The sequence below is a fragment of the Rhizobium sp. T1470 genome, assembly GCF_042140505.1.
In the GTDB taxonomy this organism is placed as follows: domain Bacteria; phylum Pseudomonadota; class Alphaproteobacteria; order Rhizobiales; family Rhizobiaceae; genus Rhizobium; species Rhizobium favelukesii.
This window is the reverse complement of the sequence record NZ_CP148091.1, coordinates 990,124-1,011,483: the sequence shown is the minus strand read 5'-3', so window position 1 is coordinate 1,011,483 and position 21,360 is coordinate 990,124. Positions and strand designations below refer to the sequence as shown.

Annotated in this window: 14 protein-coding genes and 2 pseudogenes; 7 read left to right on the top strand and 9 right to left on the bottom strand. The window is 61.0% G+C overall.

The window, feature by feature from the left end; translation table 11 throughout:
• Positions 1 to 121: 121 nt before the first annotated feature.
• Positions 122 to 1,534 (bottom strand): short-chain fatty acyl-CoA regulator family protein, encoded by a 1,413-nt coding sequence (locus WGT02_RS05090; RefSeq protein ID WP_208248797.1) that lies wholly within the window; start codon positions 1,532 to 1,534, stop codon positions 122 to 124.
• A gap of 191 nt (positions 1,535 to 1,725) precedes the next feature.
• On the opposite strand from WGT02_RS05090, the gene aceA reads away from it, so the two are divergent.
• A complete protein-coding gene (aceA, locus tag WGT02_RS05085; protein WP_208248799.1) occupies positions 1,726 to 3,015 on the top strand; it encodes an isocitrate lyase in 1,290 nt (429 codons plus the stop codon).
• Positions 3,016 to 3,037: 22 nt separating this feature from the next.
• Positions 3,038 to 3,274 (top strand): hypothetical protein, encoded by a 237-nt coding sequence (locus WGT02_RS05080; RefSeq protein WP_007530190.1) that lies wholly within the window; start codon positions 3,038 to 3,040, stop codon positions 3,272 to 3,274.
• A gap of 19 nt (positions 3,275 to 3,293) precedes the next feature.
• Here WGT02_RS05080 and WGT02_RS05075 read toward each other — a convergent pair whose 3' ends face one another.
• The 5 genes and pseudogenes from WGT02_RS05075 to WGT02_RS05055 all read right to left on the bottom strand — a co-directional run bounded on the left by WGT02_RS05075 (position 3,294) and on the right by WGT02_RS05055 (position 10,819).
• Complete coding sequence (locus WGT02_RS05075) at positions 3,294 to 4,163, bottom strand: LysR family transcriptional regulator (protein WP_208248802.1); 870 nt, start codon at positions 4,161 to 4,163, stop codon at positions 3,294 to 3,296.
• A gap of 294 nt (positions 4,164 to 4,457) precedes the next feature.
• Positions 4,458 to 6,330, bottom strand: a pseudogene (locus tag WGT02_RS05070) (methyl-accepting chemotaxis protein).
• A gap of 187 nt (positions 6,331 to 6,517) precedes the next feature.
• Positions 6,518 to 9,046 carry a HAMP domain-containing methyl-accepting chemotaxis protein gene (locus WGT02_RS05065; protein WP_024312977.1) on the bottom strand — a complete coding sequence of 843 codons (2,529 nt, stop codon included), beginning with the start codon at positions 9,044 to 9,046 and terminating at the stop codon, positions 6,518 to 6,520.
• A 298-nt stretch (positions 9,047 to 9,344) separates the two neighbouring features.
• Positions 9,345 to 9,488, bottom strand: a complete 144-nt coding sequence (locus WGT02_RS05060; RefSeq protein WP_167371538.1) for a hypothetical protein — start codon at positions 9,486 to 9,488, stop codon at positions 9,345 to 9,347.
• Positions 9,489 to 9,637: 149 nt separating this feature from the next.
• Positions 9,638 to 10,819, bottom strand: coding sequence for an NAD(P)/FAD-dependent oxidoreductase (locus WGT02_RS05055; RefSeq protein ID WP_210363318.1), 1,182 nt, complete (start codon positions 10,817 to 10,819; stop codon positions 9,638 to 9,640).
• 125 nt (positions 10,820 to 10,944) lie between these two features.
• Here WGT02_RS05055 and WGT02_RS05050 point away from each other — a divergent pair, with 125 nt between their 5' ends.
• The 5 genes from WGT02_RS05050 to edd all read left to right on the top strand — a co-directional run bounded on the left by WGT02_RS05050 (position 10,945) and on the right by edd (position 17,880).
• Positions 10,945 to 12,369, top strand: coding sequence for a glutamine synthetase family protein (locus WGT02_RS05050; protein ID WP_375679153.1), 1,425 nt, complete (start codon positions 10,945 to 10,947; stop codon positions 12,367 to 12,369).
• A 13-nt stretch (positions 12,370 to 12,382) separates the two neighbouring features.
• On the top strand, positions 12,383 to 13,681 hold the full coding sequence (locus tag WGT02_RS05045; protein ID WP_208248808.1) for an FAD-binding oxidoreductase: 1,299 nt from the start codon (positions 12,383 to 12,385) through the stop codon (positions 13,679 to 13,681).
• 133 nt (positions 13,682 to 13,814) lie between these two features.
• A complete protein-coding gene (gene zwf, locus WGT02_RS05040; protein WP_208248811.1) occupies positions 13,815 to 15,290 on the top strand; it encodes a glucose-6-phosphate dehydrogenase in 1,476 nt (491 codons plus the stop codon).
• 11 nt (positions 15,291 to 15,301) lie between these two features.
• Positions 15,302 to 16,000, top strand: coding sequence for a 6-phosphogluconolactonase (gene pgl / locus WGT02_RS05035; protein ID WP_024312982.1), 699 nt, complete (start codon positions 15,302 to 15,304; stop codon positions 15,998 to 16,000).
• Positions 16,001 to 16,059: 59 nt separating this feature from the next.
• On the top strand, positions 16,060 to 17,880 hold the full coding sequence (gene edd, locus WGT02_RS05030; RefSeq protein ID WP_208248813.1) for a phosphogluconate dehydratase: 1,821 nt from the start codon (positions 16,060 to 16,062) through the stop codon (positions 17,878 to 17,880).
• An 80-nt stretch (positions 17,881 to 17,960) separates the two neighbouring features.
• Here the strand turns inward: edd and WGT02_RS05025 are convergent, their stop codons facing one another.
• The 3 genes and pseudogenes from WGT02_RS05025 to WGT02_RS05015 form a co-directional block, all read right to left on the bottom strand.
• The gene (locus WGT02_RS05025; protein WP_037070195.1) at positions 17,961 to 18,314 is read right to left on the bottom strand and encodes a hypothetical protein; all 354 of its coding nucleotides are present in this window, start codon (positions 18,312 to 18,314) and stop codon (positions 17,961 to 17,963) included.
• 265 nt (positions 18,315 to 18,579) lie between these two features.
• The gene (locus tag WGT02_RS05020; RefSeq protein WP_024312985.1) at positions 18,580 to 19,671 is read right to left on the bottom strand and encodes an ABC transporter ATP-binding protein; all 1,092 of its coding nucleotides are present in this window, start codon (positions 19,669 to 19,671) and stop codon (positions 18,580 to 18,582) included.
• Between the two features lie 20 nt (positions 19,672 to 19,691).
• Positions 19,692 to 21,342: pseudogene (locus tag WGT02_RS05015) on the bottom strand (alpha-glucosidase family protein).
• Between the last annotated feature and the right edge of the window lie 18 nt (positions 21,343 to 21,360).

Sequence of the window (21,360 nt, the reverse complement as noted above, 5' to 3'; positions counted from 1 at the left end):
CTGTATTGTTCTTGTTCGGCGCCGCTTCTGCGGACGCCCTGCCCTCTGGTTTTGGAGGCAGACTAGAAAGGTTTTCGGGAGCCGACAAGCGCAAAAACCAGCAGTCTCAATCATTTCACAGTCATTGAAAATCGAAGCTGCTGAGGCCCGCAACCATCTCATCGAGGCCCAACGGCCGTGTGACGGGCGGCTCGGCGCGCGCAAGGCAACCGCGCCGTTCGCAAAGGCGGCAAGCAGGTCCGATCGCGACCGGCCGCTGAGCCGTTGCAACCTGGCCGTAGACCGATGCTTCGCCGGCAGCAGCTTCGCAGCCGATCAGCAGAGCGGTGCGCCTGACGCGCTCGCAAAACGCCACGTTCGGCCCCTCGAGCGTCCGGGAGACTGTGAGATAGCTGGCGCCATCTGGCATTTCGACCGTTTCGGCAAGAATCTGGCCCGGCTGCAGGAAGGCGGCATGAATGTTCAGCTTAGGACAGCCGCCGCCGAAACGCGAATGCGGGAACCCTTGAGCTCCGGCACGCCGCAGCCGGTGACCGGCGGCATCGATTTCAATCATGAAGAACGGAATGCCAGATGCGCCGGGTCTCTGCAGCATGACCAGCCGGGTTGCCGCCTGCGCATAGGAAACGCCGAAGCGGGAGCGAAGGGTATCGACATCATATCGGCTGCCCTGGGCTGCAGCGAGAAAGGGCGCGTATGGCATGGCAAGCGCCAACGCGCCATGACGACAGAGTTCGAAGCGCGCTATCCGCTTTGCCTCCGGCGTCGACAGCGCCAGCCCATCCAGTTCCGCGAGGATCGCATCGCGCAAGGCGAGCGTTGCAACCTCGATGGCGATCTCATGCGCCTGATCGGTCGGCGACAGGCGTTCGGAAACGAAGAGCCGCATCGAGTGCCGATCGAAGCGGCGCCGCAGACCCGGCATCACGTGCACCGGAAGGACGCGCACGCTGATGCCGCGCTCCGCCTGCAGCCACTCCTTGAACGCGGTCGGGAGATCGCGCGTCTCGGCAAAGCGTGCCGAGAAGGCCTCGGCCGCATCTTCAAGCTCGGGGAAATACGCCGAGCGCCGCTCCAGGACATCGCGGACCTCGTCGGCCGGAAGCCGCGCACCGGCGAGCGGCATATGTCCCGCACCTGCCGTCAGCGACGTCAGATCCGACAAGCGGGCCGCCTGCTCGCGATAGGCGCGGTAAAGTTTGACGATGCCGCTTGCCGCGTTGGGCGCCGCTTCTGCGACCTCCACGAGTTCCTGATCGCCGGGAAGTTCGCCGGCCAGGAGTGGATCCGCAAAAATCTCCCTTAGCTGATTGAGGCTGCCGCCGCTCTCGTCCCTCAGCTCCTCCAGATCAACCTTGTAGACCGACGACAGCTTCAGGAGCAGTTGCACCGTCAGCGGCCGCTGATTGCGCTCGATAAGATTGAGATAGGAAGGAGAGATGCCAAGCTCCTCGGCCATCGCAGATTGCGTCAAGCCGAGGCCGTTGCGAATGCGCCGGACCTTCGGTCCCGCAAAAATCTTGCGCTCCGCCATGTGACAACCCTTTACAAAACTCTGCGAACGGGAATTTACAATAATTTACAAATTTACAGAATAGCTTTGTCAACGGTTTGCATCGTAACTCGTTTCTGATCGACTTTCCATAGATATCTCTGGTTTTTTTCCGCGTTTTGTAAATTCTGTCAATCATCCAAACTGACCAAACAATCTGCAAGGAGCACGACATGACAGAATTTGACAAGCTGCACCGAGACGTTCCAACAGGGCGCTTCAACGGGATCGAGCGGCCTTACTCGGTCGACGACGTCCGGCGGCTGCGTGGCTCCGTGGAACTGCGTCACACGCTTGCGGAAATGGCCGCCAAGCGGCTGTGGCAGCTTCTACATCAGGATGATTTCGTCAACGCGCTCGGCGCGCTCTCGGGCAATCAGGCGATGCAGATGGTCCGTGCCGGATTGAAGGCAATCTACCTCTCGGGCTGGCAGGTCGCCGCGGATAGCAATACCGCCTCGGCCATGTATCCGGATCAATCACTCTACCCGGCAAACGCCGGCCCGGAACTCGCCAAGCGAATCAACCGGACCCTGCAGCGCGCCGATCAGATCGAGACGTCCGAGCAGAACGGCCTGTCGGTCGAGACCTGGTTTGCGCCGATCGTCGCTGATGCGGAGGCAGGCTTTGGCGGCCCGTTGAACGCCTTCGAGATCATGAAGGCCTATATCGAAGCGGGTGTGGCTGGGGTTCACTTCGAGGATCAGCTGGCGTCGGAGAAGAAGTGCGGCCACCTCGGCGGCAAGGTCCTGATCCCGACCGCGGCACATATCCGCAATCTCGATGCGGCTCGTCTCGCCGCAGATGTGATGGGGGTCCCAACGCTCGTCATCGCCCGCACGGACGCCGAGGCCGCCAAGCTGCTGACATCTGATATCGACGAACGCGACCAACCCTTTGTCGATTATGATGCCGGCCGCACGGTCGAAGGCTTCTATCAGGTTCGCAACGGGCTCGAACCCTGCATCGCTCGCGCCGTCGCCTACGCGCCGCACTGCGACCTCATCTGGTGCGAAACCTCGAAGCCAGATCTGGAGCAGGCCCGCCGCTTTGCCGAAGGCGTGCACAAGGTGTATCCCGGCAAGCTGCTCGCATACAATTGCTCGCCGTCGTTCAACTGGAAGAAGAACCTGGACGACGCGACGATCGCCAAGTTCCAGTGCGAACTCGGTGCGATGGGCTACAAGTTCCAGTTCATCACGCTTGCCGGATTCCACCAGTTGAACTTCGGCATGTACGAGCTCGCCCGAGGCTACAAGGAGCGACAGATGGCGGCCTATTCCGAACTGCAGGAGGCCGAGTTCGCGGCCGAGATCAACGGCTACACTGCGACCAAGCATCAGCGCGAGGTCGGCACCGGTTACTTCGATGCCGTTTCGATGGCCATCACCGGCGGACGTTCGTCGACCACGGCGATGAAGGAATCCACCGAACACGCACAGTTCAAACCAGCAGCAGAATGATTGCACCAAGGAGGAGAATGCCATGCCTACGCTTGCACGCGTCAAGGAACGCGCTGAAGAACAGTCCACCTGCATGACGCCGGACCAGCAGACGACGATCCGCATGCTGGCCAACGACCTGCACCGGCTGAACCAGTCGGTCATGAAGGCGGTCGATGCCGGCGTATCGGTCGAGCTTGTCCGCTCGGCAAGACACCATGGCGGCGATGGGAACTGGGGAGACCTTTTGATCCCCGTCATCGTCGCCGGGCGCAACTGAGCGAGATCGGGCGGCGCTCTCAGCTTCGGCTGGAGCGCTTGCCCGCGAAGAGATCGACAAAGCTCTTCAGCAATTTCGTCATGCGATCGGCAACGGTCCGGATTTCCGGCCGGTGCCGATCTTCGTTGTTCATGACGATCCACTGCCGGTGGCGCAATTCCGGCAGCTCGCCGCCGAGGCGCTGCAGGTCGGGATCGAGGTCGCCGACGAAGCACGGTAACACCGCCTTGCCGGCAGATGCCCTCACCAGCTCCGGCAGCGAGCGCGGCCGGTTCACGGTCGCAACGATCGAGCCGGCCGCGTTGCGATGCGGCCAGCGGAGATAGTTCGAAATCGCATCTTCTTCGGCGACCGCCACCCATCGATCCTCGGTCGAGTCGACATTGCGTCTGGTATAGACCGCATAGGCCACCTCGCCGAGCAGGCGGGCGGCAAGATTACCTTCTTCCGGTTCGAAGGCGCGGATACCGATGTCGCTTTCCCGGTAATTGAGATTGGCGCGCGCTTCGCCGATGGTTAAGGAGACGGCGAAGGCATCGCCGGGCTTGCGGATCGCAGCGAAATTCTCTGTCAGAAGCCACGCGACCCAAGTGCCGGCGGCGATCCTCACCGTTGCGCCGACACTTCCGGCCTGCCGCCAGCCGTCGACCTTGCGCGCCGCCGCCTCCATATCCTGCAGATAATCCAGAAGCACCTGGCCGTCGACCGTGAGGCTGTAGCCCGTCTGACTGCGGACAAAGAGAGCCTTGCCGATCTCATGCTCCAGATCGAGCATGCGACGGCCGATCGTAGCAGGGCTCAGCCCGCTCGATGCGCTGGCACCGGTCAGCCCACCAAACCGGGAGACCTGAAGAAAAAGCTGAAAAGAGTCCCACTGAGTGTTTTTCATTGGCGAAAAACATAGTGGGATAATTCGCGTTTATAAAGCATATTTTGAGGAATAACTAAAGCGATGCCCGAAAGAGAAGGACATCGCCATGATTACTCTAATCGCCATTGCACAGATTGCGGATCTGCTGAACCACCGCCGCGACAAGTATACGCCAAGAGCCGAAAAGGAATTCTACGAGAACGTCGGCAGCTCCCGCTTGGTCCGCTTTGCGACCCTCCTCACGGCTCCCCGGCTAAGCGCCAAAACGCTTCGCTCGCGAACAGCGAAGCCTTGCCCATCCGCGCGCAGCGATCAGGCCGCGTGTCTCGCCCGGTCATAATCGGGAGTGGCTTCGAAGCGGAACTGCTGAACCAGCGCCATCAACGCATCGGCTTCGGTGGCGAGCTGGCGGCTCGCCTCGGTCGTTTCCTCGACCATCGCGGCGTTCTGCTGCGTCATCTGGTCCATCGCATTGACGGCCCCATTGACCTCCTGCAGAGCGGCCGATTGGTCCTGGCTTGCCGTCGCGATCGTTTCGACGTGACTGCTGATCGCGATAATCTCCTGGCTGATCGCGGCGAGCACCGAGCCGGTCTTCTGCACGAGGCTGGACCCGGTCACGACCTCCCGCGTCGACTTCTCGATCAAGCTCTTGATTTCGCGCGCGGCGTCTGCGGAGCGCTGCGCAAGCTCGCGCACCTCCTGCGCAACGCTGCGCAAGCTCGCGCACCTCCTGCGCAACGACGGCGAAGCCCTTGCCTGCCTCACCGGCGCGCGCCGCCTCGATACCGGCGTTCAACGCCAGAAGGTTCGTCTGAAACGCGATCTCATCGATGACTTCGATGATTTGTTCGATCTGCCTCGAGGCCTCCTCGATGCGGTCCATCGCCGCGACCGCGTCGCTGACCACGACGCCGGAGCTATCGGCGTTCTTCTTCGTCACGGATACGGCGTCGTTCGCCTCGCGCGCGCGCACCGCAGAGGATTTGACTGTTACGGTGATTTCCTCAACGGCGGCCGCCGTTTCTTCGAGATTGGCAGCCTGTGCTTCCGTGCGCTTTGAAAGCTCATCGGCGGAAGCCAGCATGGCGCCGGAATTGCTCTGAATCGAAGCGGTGTTGTCACGAATGCGCGCTAGCGTTTCCTGCAGGCGAACGAGCGACGCATTGAAATCGACACGAAGCTGCTCCAGACGACCGACGAACGGCGTCTGGATCGTCTGAGAGACGTCGCCCTGCGCCAGACGCCCCAGGCCGGCGGCGAGCTGATTGACGGCGAAGTCGATCTGACCGTCTAGCGCGCGCTTCTCGGCATCGTTGCGGGCACGCTCGTCATCGCTGAACTGCCGCTGTTCGGCAGCCTGCGTTTCCAATGCCTGGTGGGCGCGAGCATTGTCGCGGAAGAGCGCAAGAGCGCGTCCGATCGCGCCGAACTCGTTCTGCTTCTCCACGCAGGGGATCGGCCCGTCGAGATTTCCGGCAGAGATCGTATGGATGGTAGCGGTTAGCGCTTCCAGCGGCCTGACGGACGCCCGGATGGAAAAGTAAGCGATCACGCCGACGAGCAGCAATACCGCCGCGCCAGCGCCGGCCACCAGCATCAGCAGCTGCTGCAGGCTGTTGTAGTAGACCTCCATCGGGATGCCGATGAAGAGGATGCCAACGCTCGAACCGGCCGTATTCTTGACCGGGAAATAACCGGTCATGAATTTGCGACCGAACAGCTCGGCCGGGCCGTAGTAGGCGTGTCCCTTCGCCAATGCCGCCTGCGCCGGATGATCCGCCGCGAGCTTCGTGCCAACGGCACGGTCACCGTTTTCCTTCTTCACGTTCGTCGAAACGCGGACGTAGTCGCTGCCCTGGCGTTCAAATACGGTGGCAACCCCGGCAATCGACTGCGCGGTGCGATCGACCAGAACATGATCGCCAAGCGAGGGAAGCTTCTCTTCCGTTACGCCGGCAAGCGCGTTGTTGCTGACCTCGATCTTCACCGCCGGATCGCTGGCGCCGTAGAGGACGGCCATTGTCCGGCTCGCATCCTTGGCGTCGGACACGGCGCTTGTCATCACATAGGCGCTCAGATTGTAGTAGGTGACGCAGACGATCGCCGCGGTGCTGAAGACGAGTAGTACGAGCGTGATGGCAACGATCTGGCGAACGATGGAAGCCGAGAACAGGCGCAGCATAGATATCCCCCGAGACATGAGCCTCGCAGGCTAATTCGAAAAATTTAAAGAAAATCTTCAAAATGTTGACAATCGTCAAAAATTTGAAATGGCGCCCCACGCCGGCCGCCGCCGCCAAGGCGCGGAACGCGGAAAAAAAAGACCCCGAACGATCCGGAGCCTTGCTCGGCGATAACTTTTGATCGTCTTATGCGGCGCGAAAGATCGTGCCTTGCGTGTCGCCGTCGATCTTGAACTGCTGGATCAGTCGCCGGAGCAGATCCGCTTCTGTTGCAAGCTCGCGGCTCGCGGCTGTGGTCTCTTCGACCATCGCGGCATTCTGCTGCGTCATCTGATCCATCTGGTTGACGGTCGCATTGACCTCCTGCAGCGCGCTCGATTGGTCGTGGCTTGCACGCGCGATCGTCTCGACGTGCTGGCTGATCGTGACGATCTGGGCGCTGATCTTTGCGAGCACCGTGCCGGTTTCCTGTACGAACTGCGAGCCGGAGCTGACCTCTGTCGTCGACTTGTTGATGAGGCCCTTGATCTCCTGTGCGGCGGCGGCGGAGCGCTGCGCAAGTTCGCGCACCTCCATGGCGACGACAGCAAAGCCCTTGCCGGCTTCACCGGCGCGCGCCGCTTCGATGCCGGCGTTCAATGCCAGCAGATTGGTTTGGAATGCGATCTCGTCGATGACGCCGATGATCTGCTCGATTTGGCGGGATGCATCTTCGATACGGCCCATCGCGTCGATGGCGTTGCTGACGACGACTGCCGAGTCGTCGGCACTGCGCTTGGCTTGTCGAACGATCTGATCGGCGTCCTTGGCACGCTCTGCGGAGGAGCGGACCGTCACCGTGATCTGTTCAACCGCAGCGGCGGTCTCCTCAAGCGACGCAGCCTGCTGCTCGGTACGCTTGGAGAGATCGTCGGCGGACTGAGCCATCTGGTTGCCGTTACCCTGGATCATCTCGACGTTGTCGCGGATCTGGCTCATGGTTGCCTGGAGACGCATCATCGAACCGTTGAAGTCCTGGCGGAGCTGCTCGAGACGCCCGATGAACGGCGAATCGATCGTTGTCGAAATGTCACCCTGCGACATCCGCTCGAGACCGGAGGCAAGCGCGTTGACCGCAAACTCGATCTGGCGATCCATCTCCCGCTTCTCGGCATCGTTGCGATGGCGCTCTTGCTCGGCCGCGGCGCGCTCTTCATCGCTCTGTTCCTCGATGCGAATTTTGGAGATTGCATTCTCCTTGAAGATGCCGAGTGCGCGAGCCATGTCGCCGATTTCATCATGGCGCTGATCGCCCGAGATGTTGGTATCGAGCGCGCCGTCGGCAATGCGGCGCATCGCGGCGGTGATCTGACCGATCGGACGCTGCAGCGTCAGAACCAGGGCGATACCACCGATGATCGAGACCAGAATGCCAAGGCCGGTCGTCAGTACCGAAATGCCGTTCGCCTGCGTGCGCTCGGCGCCCGCGCTCTGCTTCTGCAGTTCGGCAAAGGTCGTCAGCTGACCCCAGACGGCATCGAGCTGCTGGCGGGCGGAAGCGTAATCGGCAACGCGCTGGTTAATCGTGTCGACGAGGCTCTGGGCATCCTTGTCCATCGAGGCAAGAGCTGGAGACATCGCCGCGACGATATCTTCCGCGAAGTTCATACCCTTCGCGCTGGCGAGCAGCGTGTTCAGGTTGGTGCCGAGCGTCGCGATCTCCTGATGCAGGCGGACGCGGTTTTCCTTGCCCGGCTTGGCAGCGAATTCACCCAAGACGAGCTGCAGTGAATAGATTGCGCTCTCCAAACGACGCGTATCCTCGAGAACTGAGTTCGTCTGGGCGATGCGGCTATCAAGCGCGACGAACGTGGTGGTCGCCTCGCGCATCATCTGCGTTGCTGTCAGCTGCGTATAGGTCGACATCTGACGGAAGCGGGAGACAAGCCGCCCGAGATTGGCGATCGCTTCATCGGTGCCGGCGTCGGCGGCAGTTGCCTGCGCCTTCACGTCGCTGATCGTCTGCGACAGCGACTGCGTCATGCTCTTCTGGTTCTGCGGCACAGAAATCTCGATCAGCCGCTGTGCCTTCGTGATCGCAGGAATGGCGGCGGTGACGACCTTCAGCTTGTCGGCCGGCAACTGGGCCTTGTTGAAGTCGCTCATAACGGTAGCAAGGGTATCGCCACCCTTCAGCAGGCGATCGGCGGCGCGCAGCGTTGCCGTGGCGTTGCCTTCGTCCTTGCGGATGTTTTCTTCAAGCTGCTGGGCATCGTAGTTCACGTTGAAGCGGCTTGTGATCATCACCTTCTGCGCGTCGTCGATCGACTTGCGGAGAGCGAGCTCCTGCTCATGCAGGGTCCAGAGTTTGCCCACGGTGTCGGCGATCCCCGAAGTGCCGTCTGTCGCGGCCACAAGGTTGTCGCGGCCGCCATTGTCACCGATCTGCTTGAGCGTGGCGTTCAGCGTGCTTTGCTGTGTCTTGATGTCCCCGTAAAGCTTGTCACGTGCTTCCTGGCTGGTGATCTGCAGGAAGTCGTCCATGGAGCCGTAGAGATCCTTGAACCCGCTCAGCGACTGCAGGACGCTGTTGGAGATTTCCATACGCCCCTGCAGCAAGCCGGAAGCATATAGGCCGGTCAGGCCGACGGCAGAGATGCTCACGACGAAGGGCAATACGAAGATCAGGACCTTGGTCTTGATCTTGAAACGGGAAAGAATCTTATCAATCAACATGGCGGTTCCGGCCTTCCATACACCACTCCTCCCGCCGGCCGCCTGGCGGGGCGTCGACCGAGTGCATCGAGCTGCTTTATTGGAACTATTGGAATCCCGGACACGAGGTCCGGGCGGCAGTCATTGCCAGCTCGCCTCACGCCAACGCGGAAGCGCCCAAAAATCATCGAGTGAGTTTTGCAGAGGATGTCTTAATTTTCGGATAAGCGAAAAAGACGGACAGCCGCGTTCAAATCGATTTATCCGCGAGATGGCCAGCGCGCAAATGCGCCTCATACTGACCTATGGATCGCGAATGTCAGAACCAACGTGCGAGGAGGAGAGCGACGACGGCGGCCAGTGCACTGGCAGAGATGGCGAAATAGCGTACGGCGACGAGCTTGTTGTCGGGCTTGGCTTGAGCGATTGCAATGGCGCGGGCGCGTCGAGTGTTCTTGTTCATCTGCAGAACCTCACTTCATCTCTGGCATAACAATCCAACAAAACGACTTGTTGGTAAAGCTCTATTTAGTAAGTGCTTTTCCATCCGTCATTGAGGCAGGATGGCGCACCCTCCTTAAGAACTCTTGAATCGAGCGGGTTGTTTCGTGCCTACAAAGATTCACCGGCAACGAAGCCGGAAGCCCACGCCCACTGGAAATTATAGCCGCCGAGCCAGCCGGTCACATCGACGCATTCGCCGATGAAATAGAGACCCGGGACGCCCTTCGCCGCCATGGTGCGGGAATCGAGTGCGGCCGTATCGACGCCGCCGAGCGTCACTTCGGCGGTCCGATAACCCTCCGAGCCCGACGGCTTGATCTTCCAGTTCTGCACGGCGTCGACCAGGCGCAGCAAAACCTTGTCGGAAAGATCGGCCATGTGACCCGCGATGCCTTCCCGCTCGGTCAGGTATTGCGCCAGCCGCTTCGGCAGAATCTCGGCCAGTGCGGTCTGCGCGGATTGCCTGCCATTCGCCTTTTTCGCGGCCTTCAGGTGTTCCAACAGATCGACATCAGGCTCGATATCGACGGCAATGTCATCGCCCTCACGCCAATAGGAGGAGATCTGGAGGATCGCCGGGCCGCTGAGACCGCGGTGCGTGAAAAGCAGGGCTTCGCGGAATGCGGTCTTGCCGTGGCGGATTTCGGCAGGCGCCGAAATGCCCGACAGTTCGGAAAGGCTTTCGAGCGTGGCCTGATCCAGTGTGAGCGGTACGAGGCCGGGCCGCGTCTCCACCATGGGCAGGCCGAACTGCTCGGCGACGCGATAGGCAAAGCCGGTCGCTCCCATCTTCGGAATCGACTTGCCGCCGGTTGCCATGACCAGCGAGCGGCATTCGTAAGCGCCCTCCGACGTCGAGATGCGGAAGCCTTCGCCGCTTTTCTCAACGTCGCCGATCTCCGTGCGCAGATGCAGGGCGGCGCCTGCGGCTTGCATCTCGTCGAGCAGCATGCGGATGATGTCCTTGGCGCTGTCGTCGCAGAACAATTGACCAAGCGTCTTCTCGTGCCACGCGATCCGGTGGCGATCGACCATGGCGATGAGATCCGACGGCGTAAACCGCGCCAGGGCCGATTTGCAGAAATGCGGGTTGGCGGAGAGGAAGCTCTTCGGACCGGTGTTTATGTTGGTGAAGTTGCAGCGGCCGCCGCCGGAGATGCGGATCTTTTCGCCCGGCGATTTCGCATGGTCCAGAACAATGACCGTGCGGCCGCGCTGGGCGGCGCCAATGGCGCACATCATGCCGGCGGCGCCTGCGCCGATGACGATCACATCGCTGTTTCGCTGCAAAACCACTTCCCTTGTCGAAAGCCGTCTTCTTTTCGATCAAGAGGCGAAAGTCAACGTGCCCTCCCCCTCGCCAATTGCCAAACTCCAGCTATGATGCCTTCACGATCAACACAAACCGGTGTGTCATGTCCCCAAAAAAGACGACGCTGAAGCCTGCCAGAAACGTACCTGCCTCGAAGAAGACCCCCTCGGACCCCGGACACCTGCGTGGCGTGACAAACTGGAAGGAAGCAGCGCAGTTCTTGCGGGCACGCGGCATCGAAGACATCGAATGCATCACCCCGGACCTTGCCGGCGTACCGCGCGGCAAGATGATGCCGAGCTCCAAATTCACCTCGAACACCTCGCTTGCCCTGCCCTCGGCGATCTACCGTCACACCATCTCCGGCGAGTATCCGGATGAGACGGAAAGCTTCCGCTACGAGCCGCGCGACAGCGACCTGAAGCTGGTTCCGGATCTCTCGACGCTTTCGGTGGTTCCCTGGGAAACCGATCCGACGGCGCAGGTGATCTGCGACATCGTTAGTTCGGATGGTAAAGAGGTTCCCTACACGCCTCGCAACGTTCTTAAGCGCGTACTGAAGCTCTATGGCGACCGCGGCTGGAAGCCGATCGTCGCGCCTGAGATCGAGTTTTATCTCGTTGCCAAGAACGACCCGCTGCATCCGCCGAAGGGCCGCTCCGGCCGCGCGATCCTCGGCGGTCAGGGCTATTCGATCGCCGGCATCAACGAGTTCGACGAACTGATCGACGACATCTACCACTTCTCGGAAAAGCAGGGCCTCGAGATCGATACGCTGATCCACGAGGAAGGACCGGCGCAGATGGAAATCAATCTGCGCCACGGCAACCCTATAGAGCTTGCCGACCAGGTCTTCCTGTTCAAGCGCACGATCCGCGAAGCCGCGATGAAGCACGGCATCTACGCGACCTTCATGGCCAAGCCGATGCAGGGGCAGCCCGGTTCGGCCATGCACATCCACCAATCGGTCGTGAACCAGGAAACCGGCAAGAACATCTTCTCCAACCCCGACGGTTCTGCGTCGCGCGAATTTTTCCACTTCATCGGCGGCCTGCAGAAATACGTGCCGAGTTCCATGGTGATGCTGGCACCTTACGTGAACTCCTATCGCCGGCTGACGCCCGATATGTCCGCGCCCGTCAACAATGCCTGGGGCTACGACAACCGGACGACGGCTTTCCGCGTGCCGGTATCTGATCCGCAGGCAAGGCGTGTCGAAAACCGCCTGCCGAGTTCGGACGCCAATCCTTATCTCGCGCTCGCCGCGTCGCTCGCCTCGGGCCTGCTCGGCATCATGAAGGGCATCGAGCCGACCGCGCCGACGGAAGATACGGCGAACGAAGGCTCGATCGATCTGCCGCGCGGTCTTCTGGAAGCGGTCGCGCTGATGGAAGACGAGGAAGCTTTCGAGGAAGTGTTCGGCAAGGAGTTCCTCGGCATCTATGCCGGCGTGAAGCGCGGAGAGTTCGAGACCTTCATGCAGGTGATCAGTCCCTGGGAGCGCGAATTCCTTCTGCTGAACGTGTAAGGAGGGCTCCGTCGTGACATCGCAAGAGAGATGGCAGAGCCCCATTGCGCCCGGCATTTCGTGGTATCAAACAACGATCGGCGAGCGGCCGACTTACCCCGAAATGGACGGCTCGAAGAGCTGTGACGTCGCCATCATCGGCGGCGGCTATACCGGGCTGCAGGCGGCCTACAGCCTTGCCAAGTCTGGCGTCTCGGTGGTTCTCATCGAGGCGTGCCGGTTTGGCGACGGCGCTTCCGGGCGCAATGGCGGCCAGCTCGGCACCGGACAGCGCTGGTGGCCGGAAGAGCTTGAGGAAAAGATCGGCTACGAGCGTTCGCGCGCGCTGTTCGATCTCGCCGAAGCCGCCAAACAACATCTCATGGATTTTGCCACCGACCATCAGATCGACATGGACTACATGCCGGGGCAGATGAACGTGGCGCACAAGGAGAGCTACAAGCCGGACTACTACGAAAATGCCGAGATCGCGGCTATGCGCTATAACTACCCGCATGTGCGCTTCATGGACAAAGCCGAAACCCAGGAACGGCTTGGCTCGACGCGCTACTATTGCGGCGTTCGCGACACCGGCACGGGCCATATCCACCCACTGAAACTGCTGATCGGCCTTGCCCGCGTTGCGGCCAATGCCGGCGCGCACGTTTTCGAGATGACGACGGCGACAGCGATTCGTCAGAGCAGCGGCAAGGTGGTGATCGAGACGCCGAGAGGCACGATCACCGCCGACAGGGCGCTGATCGCCTGCGACGGCTACATCGGCAATCTCGAGCCGGTGACGGCAAGCCACGTGATGCCCATTCGCTCCTTCATCGGCGCCACCGCTCCGCTCGACCGCTATCGGGAGGTGCTGTCGGGAGGCGAAGCCGTGGCCGACTCACGCTTCGTCGTGCGCTACTTCCGCAAGTCCAAGGACGGGCGGCTGCTCTTCGGCGGCCGGGAAGCCTATACGGCCGACAACCCGCGCGACATGACGCAGCACATCCGCCGACAGATTGCGGAGATCTACCCCGCGCTGCGGGATATCGAGATCACGCACGCCTGGGGGGGCTCGGTCGGCATCACTATGCCGCGGCAGCCCTTCGTGCGCGAGGTCATGCCTGGAGTGACGTCCATCGGCGGCTATTCCGGGCATGGCGTGATGCTGTCCAATTATTGCGGAAAGCTCTATGCTGAAGCGCTGCTTGGACGATCGGCGGATTTAGAGCTCTTCAAGTCGCTGGATATTCCGGCATTTCCGGGAGGTGCGGCCATGCGTGCTCCGCTGCTTTTCCTGGCGCTCTCGTGGTTTGCGCTGCGCGACAAGTTTTAGTCAGATTGCGGATTTCATCGCGCGGCAATTCGAACTAAAACCTCTTTCCGAGAGATTCATTGCGTCGCACACTGGCTTTTTTAAATCGATTAGATTAAAGAGCCAATAACCCGTCTGATTGAGAGACATCCTCATGAGCAGCCAAATCATCCCCGTTGAACCCTTTGATTATGTCGTTTTCGGCGGCAGCGGCGACCTTGCAGAACGCAAGTTGCTGCCGGCCCTTTACCATCGCCAGATCGAGGGGCAATTCTCCGAGCCAACCCGTATCATCGGCGCTTCGCGCAGCCCGCTTACGAACGAGGAATACCGCAAGTTCGCCCAGGACGCCCTGAAGGAGCATCTCAAGAAGGGTGAATACGACGAGGCCGAGGTCGCGAAATTCCTGCAGCGCCTGTACTATGTGCCTGTCGATGCGCGTTCGGACGCCGGCTGGGATCAACTGAAGAAGCTTCTGGATGAGGGCAAGGATCGCGTGCGCGCCTTCTACCTCGCTGTCGCGCCGGGCATCTTCGGCGACATCTCGCAGAAGATCCATGACCACAAGCTGATCACCAAGTCGGCGCGCATCGTTGTCGAGAAGCCGATCGGCCGCGATCTCGCTTCCGCCCTGCAGCTGAACGACACCATCGGCAAGGTGTTCAAGGAAGAACAGATCTTCCGTATCGACCACTACCTCGGCAAGGAAACGGTGCAGAACCTGATGGCGCTGCGCTTTGCCAACGCGCTCTACGAGCCGCTGTGGAACGCCAACCATATCGACCACGTGCAGATCACGGTTGCGGAGTCCGTCGGCCTCGAGGGACGCGCTGGCTACTACGACACAGCAGGCGCACTGCGCGACATGGTGCAGAACCACATCATGCAACTCGTCTGCCTCGTCGCGATGGAAGTTCCTTCCTCGATGGACTCCGAAGCCGTCCGCGACGAGAAGCTGAAGGTGTTGCGCGCATTGAAGCCGATCAACGCATCGAACGTCGAGACCAGCACCGTTCGCGGCCAGTATCGCGCGGGCGCTTCCGGCAGTGGTCCAGTCAAGGGCTACCTGGAAGAGCTCGAAGGCGGCGTTTCGAACACCGAAACTTTCGTTGCCATCAAGGCCGAGATCGGCAACTGGCGCTGGGCCGGCGTTCCCTTCTACATCCGCACCGGCAAGCGTCTTTCCGGTCGCATGTCGGAGATCGTCATCACCTTCAAGCCGATCCCGCACTCGGTCTTCGACCAATCCGCCGGCCGTATCAACCAGAACCAGCTCATCATTCGCCTGCAGCCGGACGAAGGCGTCAAGCAGTCACTGATGATCAAGGATCCAGGTCCGGGCGGCATGCGTCTTCGCAACGTCTCGCTCGACATGAGCTTTGCCGAGTCCTTCTCGGTGCGGAACCCGGATGCCTATGAGCGCTTGCTGATGGACGTCATCCGTTCCAACCAGACGCTGTTCATGCGCCGCGACGAAGTGGAGGCCGCATGGCAGTGGGTGGACCCGATCCTCAAGGGTTGGGAAACGACCGGGCAGAAGGTTCAGGGCTATACCGCCGGCACCTGGGGGCCCAGCCAATCGATCGCGCTCATCGAGCGTGACGGCCGCACCTGGCACGACAACCTGTAGGATCAAAGACGATGGCAGCGACGATGCATGCTTTTGCCAACGGCGCAGAACTGGCTCGCAACCTAGCAGACAAAGTCGCTGCGTCGCTTTCCGCGGCCATCGACGCACGCGGGGCGGCGACGTTTGCCGTTTCCGGTGGCTCGACGCCGAAGCTCTTCTTCCAGGAGCTTTCGGCGCGTGATCTCGACTGGACCAAAGTGACCATCACGTTGGTCGACGAACGTTTCGTGCCTGCGGACAATCCGCGCTCGAACCATCTGCTGGTGGTCGAAAACCTGCTGCAGAACAAGGCGAAGGCCGCGCGCTTCCTGCCGCTCTATCAGGCGGCCGCGTCGGTCGAGGACGCGGCGAAGCTTGCGACGGTGGCGACCGCTTCGATCAGCAATCCCTTTGACGTTGCGATCCTCGGGATGGGGGGTGACGGCCACACGGCCTCGTTCTTCCCGGGTGGCAGCAATCTGAACGTCGCACTCGACGCTACGACGCCGCGTGGTATCATTACCATGGAGGCGGACGGCGCGGGCGAGCCGCGGCTCACCTTCACCTTCTCCAGCCTTCAGGATGCAAGGCTGCTCGTGCTTCATATCGAAGGCGAGAGCAAGAACGGCGTCCTGACGAAGGCCGAGGGCGCCGGCGAAGAGGCAGACATGCCGATCCGCGCCATTCTGCGGCGAGCAACGAGCTCGGTCGAAGTCTACTGGGCTCCATAGGCCTTCGGGCAGCAAGCCGCGAACGAACATTGAAGAGCAACCAAGGCAGGATACCTCCCATGTCCGCTAATGCACGCATTTCTGCGATCACCGCCCGCATTGTCGAACGATCGAAACCGACGCGCGGACTCTATCTGGAGCGCCTGCGCAACGCGACATCCAAGGGCGTAAGCCGCTCGATCCTTGGTTGCGCCAATCTCGCACACGGCTTCGCGGTCTGTTCCCCCGCCGAGAAGGACGCACTAGCGGGCGACCGCGTACCCAATCTCGGTATCATCACCTCCTACAATGATATGCTCTCCGCGCACCAGCCGTTCGAGCACTATCCGGCGATCATTCGCAAGGCAGCGGCGGAAGCCGGCGGCATCGCGCAGGTGGCCGGCGGTGTTCCTGCCATGTGCGACGGCGTCACCCAGGGACAGCCGGGCATGGAGCTCTCGCTGTTTTCCCGCGACCTGATCGCCATGGCTGCCGGCGTCGGCCTCTCCCATAATATGTTCGATGCTGCGCTCTTCCTCGGGGTCTGCGACAAGATCGTACCGGGTCTCGTCATTGCGGCCCTCTCCTTCGGCCATCTGCCGGCCGTCTTCGTGCCTGCCGGCCCGATGACGACCGGGCTTCCGAACGACGAGAAGTCGCGCGTGCGACAGCTCTATGCCGAAGGCAAGGTCGGACGCGCCGAACTGCTGCAGGCGGAATCGAAGTCGTACCACGGCCCAGGCACCTGCACGTTCTACGGCACTGCCAATTCGAACCAGATGCTGATGGAGATCATGGGCTTCCATATGCCCGGCTCCTCCTTCATCAATCCGGGCACGCCGCTGCGCGAAGCCTTTACGCGCGAGGCGGCCAAGCGGGCGCTGGCGATCACCGCACAGGGCAACGAATTCACACCAGCTGGCGAGATGATCGACGAACGCTCGATCGTCAACGGCGTGGTCGGCCTTCATGCCACCGGTGGCTCTACGAACCACACGCTGCATCTTGTCGCCATGGCGCGCGCAGCGGGCATCCAGCTGACCTGGCAGGATATCGCGGAGCTTTCCGAAGTGGTACCGCTGCTGGCGCGGGTCTATCCGAACGGCCTTGCTGATGTGAACCACTTCCACGCGGCCGGCGGCATGGGCTTCCTCATCAAGGAACTGCTCAAGCACGGCATGCTGCACGACGACGTGCGCACCGTCTTCGGCCATGGCCTACAGGCCTACGCCATCGATCCCCGCCTCGGCGACGACGGCACGATCGTGCGCGAACCGGCGCCGGAAAAGAGCGTCGACCCCAAGGTGCTCGCCAGCATCGAGGCGCCGTTCCAGGCCAATGGCGGCCTGAAGATGCTCCGCGGCAATCTCGGCAAGGCGGTCATCAAGATCTCGGCGGTCAAGCAGGACCGGCACGTCATTGAAGCACCGGCCGTCGTCTTCCATAGCCAGCAGGAACTGCAGGACGCCTTCAAGGAAGGCAAGCTCAACAAGGACTTCGTCGCCGTCGTGCGCTTCCAGGGTCCGAAGGCGAACGGCATGCCCGAACTGCACAAGCTGACGCCGCCGCTCGGCGTGCTGCAGGACCGCGGCTTCCGCGTCGCGCTGCTGACCGACGGCCGCATGTCGGGCGCCTCAGGAAAGGTGCCGGCAGCAATCCACGTCACGCCGGAGGCTGTCGATGGCGGCCCGATCGCGCGGATCAAGGATGGCGACATCATCCGCCTCGATGCGATCGCGGGCACCCTGGAAGTTCTGGTCGATGCCGCCGACATGGCCGAGCGCGAGTCCGTGGTCGCCGATCTTTCCGAGAACGAGTTCGGCATGGGCCGCGAGCTGTTTGCTCCCTTCCGCCGCGCCGTTGGCCCTTCGGATCGCGGTGCAAGCGTGCTGTTCCACTGAGCCGCAACGAGTGGCGCTAAAAAACAGCAAAGCCCGCGAGGAGATGACTCGCGGGCTTTGTCGTTCGATGCGTCGAGAAATCAGGCGCGAATGTCGAGCACGCGATCGCGGTGCGCCGGGTGAGTGCTGTAGACAAAGATCTTGTTGAGCTCCTTGTCATTCAGCATCCGCAGAAAGCGGACTTCGATCGTGTTGTTGGCATTCACCCGCATCAGCATACAGCCGACCTTGGTGATGCGGGCATCCGGGATATCGAGATAGAACTGCTTCGGAAGGGCGTATTGCGTGAGCAGTGCAAGGACCGCGGTGCTCTTCGAAATGCGAATGATGTCGCATCGCCGGGACGCCATGTTCATGACGCCCTTCTCGGTATACTCGATGCGTGCGGCGTTCATCGTATCCTCCATCTTGAACCGCACTTCGCGGTCGTACATGAAGGATTCCTCTTTGTTCAGAAAGTGCCCGGAAGGCATTGGACTGGATGGCGCCACCGCCGTATTCCCCTCGATACTCAATGAGGAAATACTAGCGGGCGATGCTTAACAGAAGGTGAGAATGGTCTCGATTTCGACCGCGATACACTCAAAAAGACACAGCGGATTTTCGAGAAGAATTCCGCTTGCGATCAAATGCACAAAACAAGCCCGGGCAACATGATACGCTGTCCGGGCCTTTTTTGTTGTTCGCCGCAAAGCGATTTTATTTACGGTACGTGCGACCGTCCGCATCAAAGAGATGCAGCTTGGAACGGTCGGCCGAGAAGTGCATCTTCTGGCCCTTCTTGACGTCGTAAATGCCTGGCAGCTTGACGATGATCGGTTCGCCCGGAACGAGGCCCTCGATGTAGAGAAGCGTGACTTCGCCGAGCGCCTCAACAATCGAAACTTCGCCCTCGAAGAGGTAGTCATCGCCGGCACCGGCAATGCGCAGATCTTCAGGACGAACGCCGAAGCTTGCGGTCTTGCCCTTCTCGGAGGCGGCCGTCGGAAGGTCTAATGTCACCGATTTGCCGCCTGTCAGGGTCACCGTCGTCGTATTGCCAGCCTCGGTGATGGTAGACGGAATGACATTCATGGCCGGAGAGCCGATGAACTTGGCAACGAAGAGGTTTGCCGGACGCTCATAGAGTTCCAGCGGCGCGCCCACCTGCTCGATATTGCCGGCGGAGAGGACGACGATGCGGTCAGCAAGCGTCATCGCCTCCACCTGGTCATGCGTGACATAGATCATCGTCGTGTCCGCCATCTGCTCGTTGAGGCGGGCGATCTCGATGCGGGTCGCGACACGAAGCGCTGCGTCGAGGTTCGACAGCGGCTCGTCGAAGAGGAAAACCTTGGGGTTGCGGCAGATGGCGCGGCCGATTGCGACGCGCTGACGCTGCCCGCCGGAGAGCGCCTTCGGCAGGCGATCGAGATACCTGGTGAGCTGCAGGCTTTCGGCCGCGGCACGAACGCGGCGATCGATCTCCTGCTTGCTTTCACCGGCGATCTTCATGCCGAACGCCATGTTGTCGTAGACGGTCATATGCGGATAGAGCGCATAGGACTGGAACACCATGGCGATGCCGCGCTTGGAAGGCGGGACATCGTTGACCAGCTGGCCGTCGATATACATGTCGCCGCCGGTAATGTTCTCCAAGCCGGCAATCATGCGCAACAGAGTGGATTTGCCGCAGCCCGAAGGACCGACGAACACAACGAACTCGCCCTCCTTGATCTCCAGATCGATCCCGTGGAGAACATCCACGGAACCGTAGGATTTGCGAATATCCTTGAGCGTCAGTCCAGTCATTAGTTCCTCCTCCTGAATCGTCAGGCGAGACGAGCGAAGTATGCTCCCCACGCCGGAATATCGATCTTCTCACCGTAGTTATTGCTGACGAAACCGTGGCCCGTCAACGCCTGCCAATCACCGGCAGGCAAAACGACCGCGCCTTCGGCAGCGCTCATGTTGAAGACGCAGAGCAGCTTTTCGTTGCCATACTCGCGCACGAAGAGCAGCACGTCGTCCTGCGGCTCCATGAACTCGATCTCGCCCTTGGCGAAGGCCGGGTACTGCTTGCGGAAGGCAAGGAAGCGACGATAGTGCTCGAGCACAGAGGTCTCGTCGCCCTGCTGGACGCTGACAGCGCGCAGGATGTGCTCGACCGGAACCGGCAGCCATGGCGTGACGGTCGAGAAGCCGCCCTGGGCGACCTGACTGTCCCATACCATCGGCGTGCGGCAACCATCACGGCCCTTGAATTCCGGCCAGAACTGGATGCCGTAGGGATCCTGCAGGTCCTGATAGGCAAGATCGGCTTCGGTCAGGCCGAGTTCCTCGCCCTGATAGAGGCAGACCGAACCGCGCAGCGTCATCAGCAGTGATGCATACTGCTTGGCAAAAGCGTCGTGATCGGCGACCAGTGATCCCCAGCGGCTGACATGGCGCATGACATCATGGTTGGAGAAGGCCCAGCAGGCCCAGCCATCCGGCGCGGCCGCCGCGAAGTCTTCCATGACCTCCTCGACACGTTCGGGAGACAAGGGATCCGGCGCCAGGAACTCGAAGGCATAGCACATATGCATCTTGTCGTTGCCGGAGGTGTATTCGCCGACGATCTCCAGCCCACGCTGGCTATCGCCCACTTCGCCGACGGCAGCAATTGCCGGAAACTCTTCGAGCACGGCGCGGAATCGCTTCAGGAACGCCAGATTCTCCGGCCGGTTCTTGTCGTAGACGTGTTCCTGGAAGTTATAGGGATTGACCGCCGGAGCCGTCGACGCGTTGCGGCGTTCGGGAACAAGCGCCGGATTGTCGCGCAGTTCCTTGTCGTGGAAGTAGAAGTTGATCGTATCGAGACGGAAGCCATCGACGCCGCGCTTCAACCAGAAGCGGACGACATCCAGCAGCCGGTCCTGAACCTCGGGATTGTGCAGGTTCATATCCGGCTGCGACGTCAGGAAGTTGTGCATGTAATACTGCATGCGCGTCGGGTCCACGCCCATGCGGAACCGCCGAAGATCGACAGCCAGTTGTTCGGCGGCGTGCCATCCGGCTTGGCATCGGCCCAAACATACCAATCCGCCTTGGCGTTCGTCTTACTGGTGCGGCTTTCGACGAACCAGGGATGCTGGTGGAGCTGTGCGAGATGACAAGATCGATCATCACGCGAATGCCGAGGCGATGGGCCTCAGCGATCAGCGTGTCGAAATCCACCAGCGTGCCGAAGATCTGATCGACGTTCTCGTAGTCGGAAACGTCATAGCCGAAATCGCGCATCGGCGAGGTGAAGAAGGGCGAGATCCAGATCGCGTCGGCGCCGAGGGCGGCGACATGCGGCAGGCGGGCGGTGATGCCCTTCAGGTCGCCGATGCCGTCACCATTGGAGTCCTGGTAGGAGCGTGGGTAGATCTGATAGATCACCGCGCCACGCCACCAGTCCTTGTCGGCCGTCAAAATGGATTGGGATGCCATGCTCATGTTTCCTGTTGGATGCTC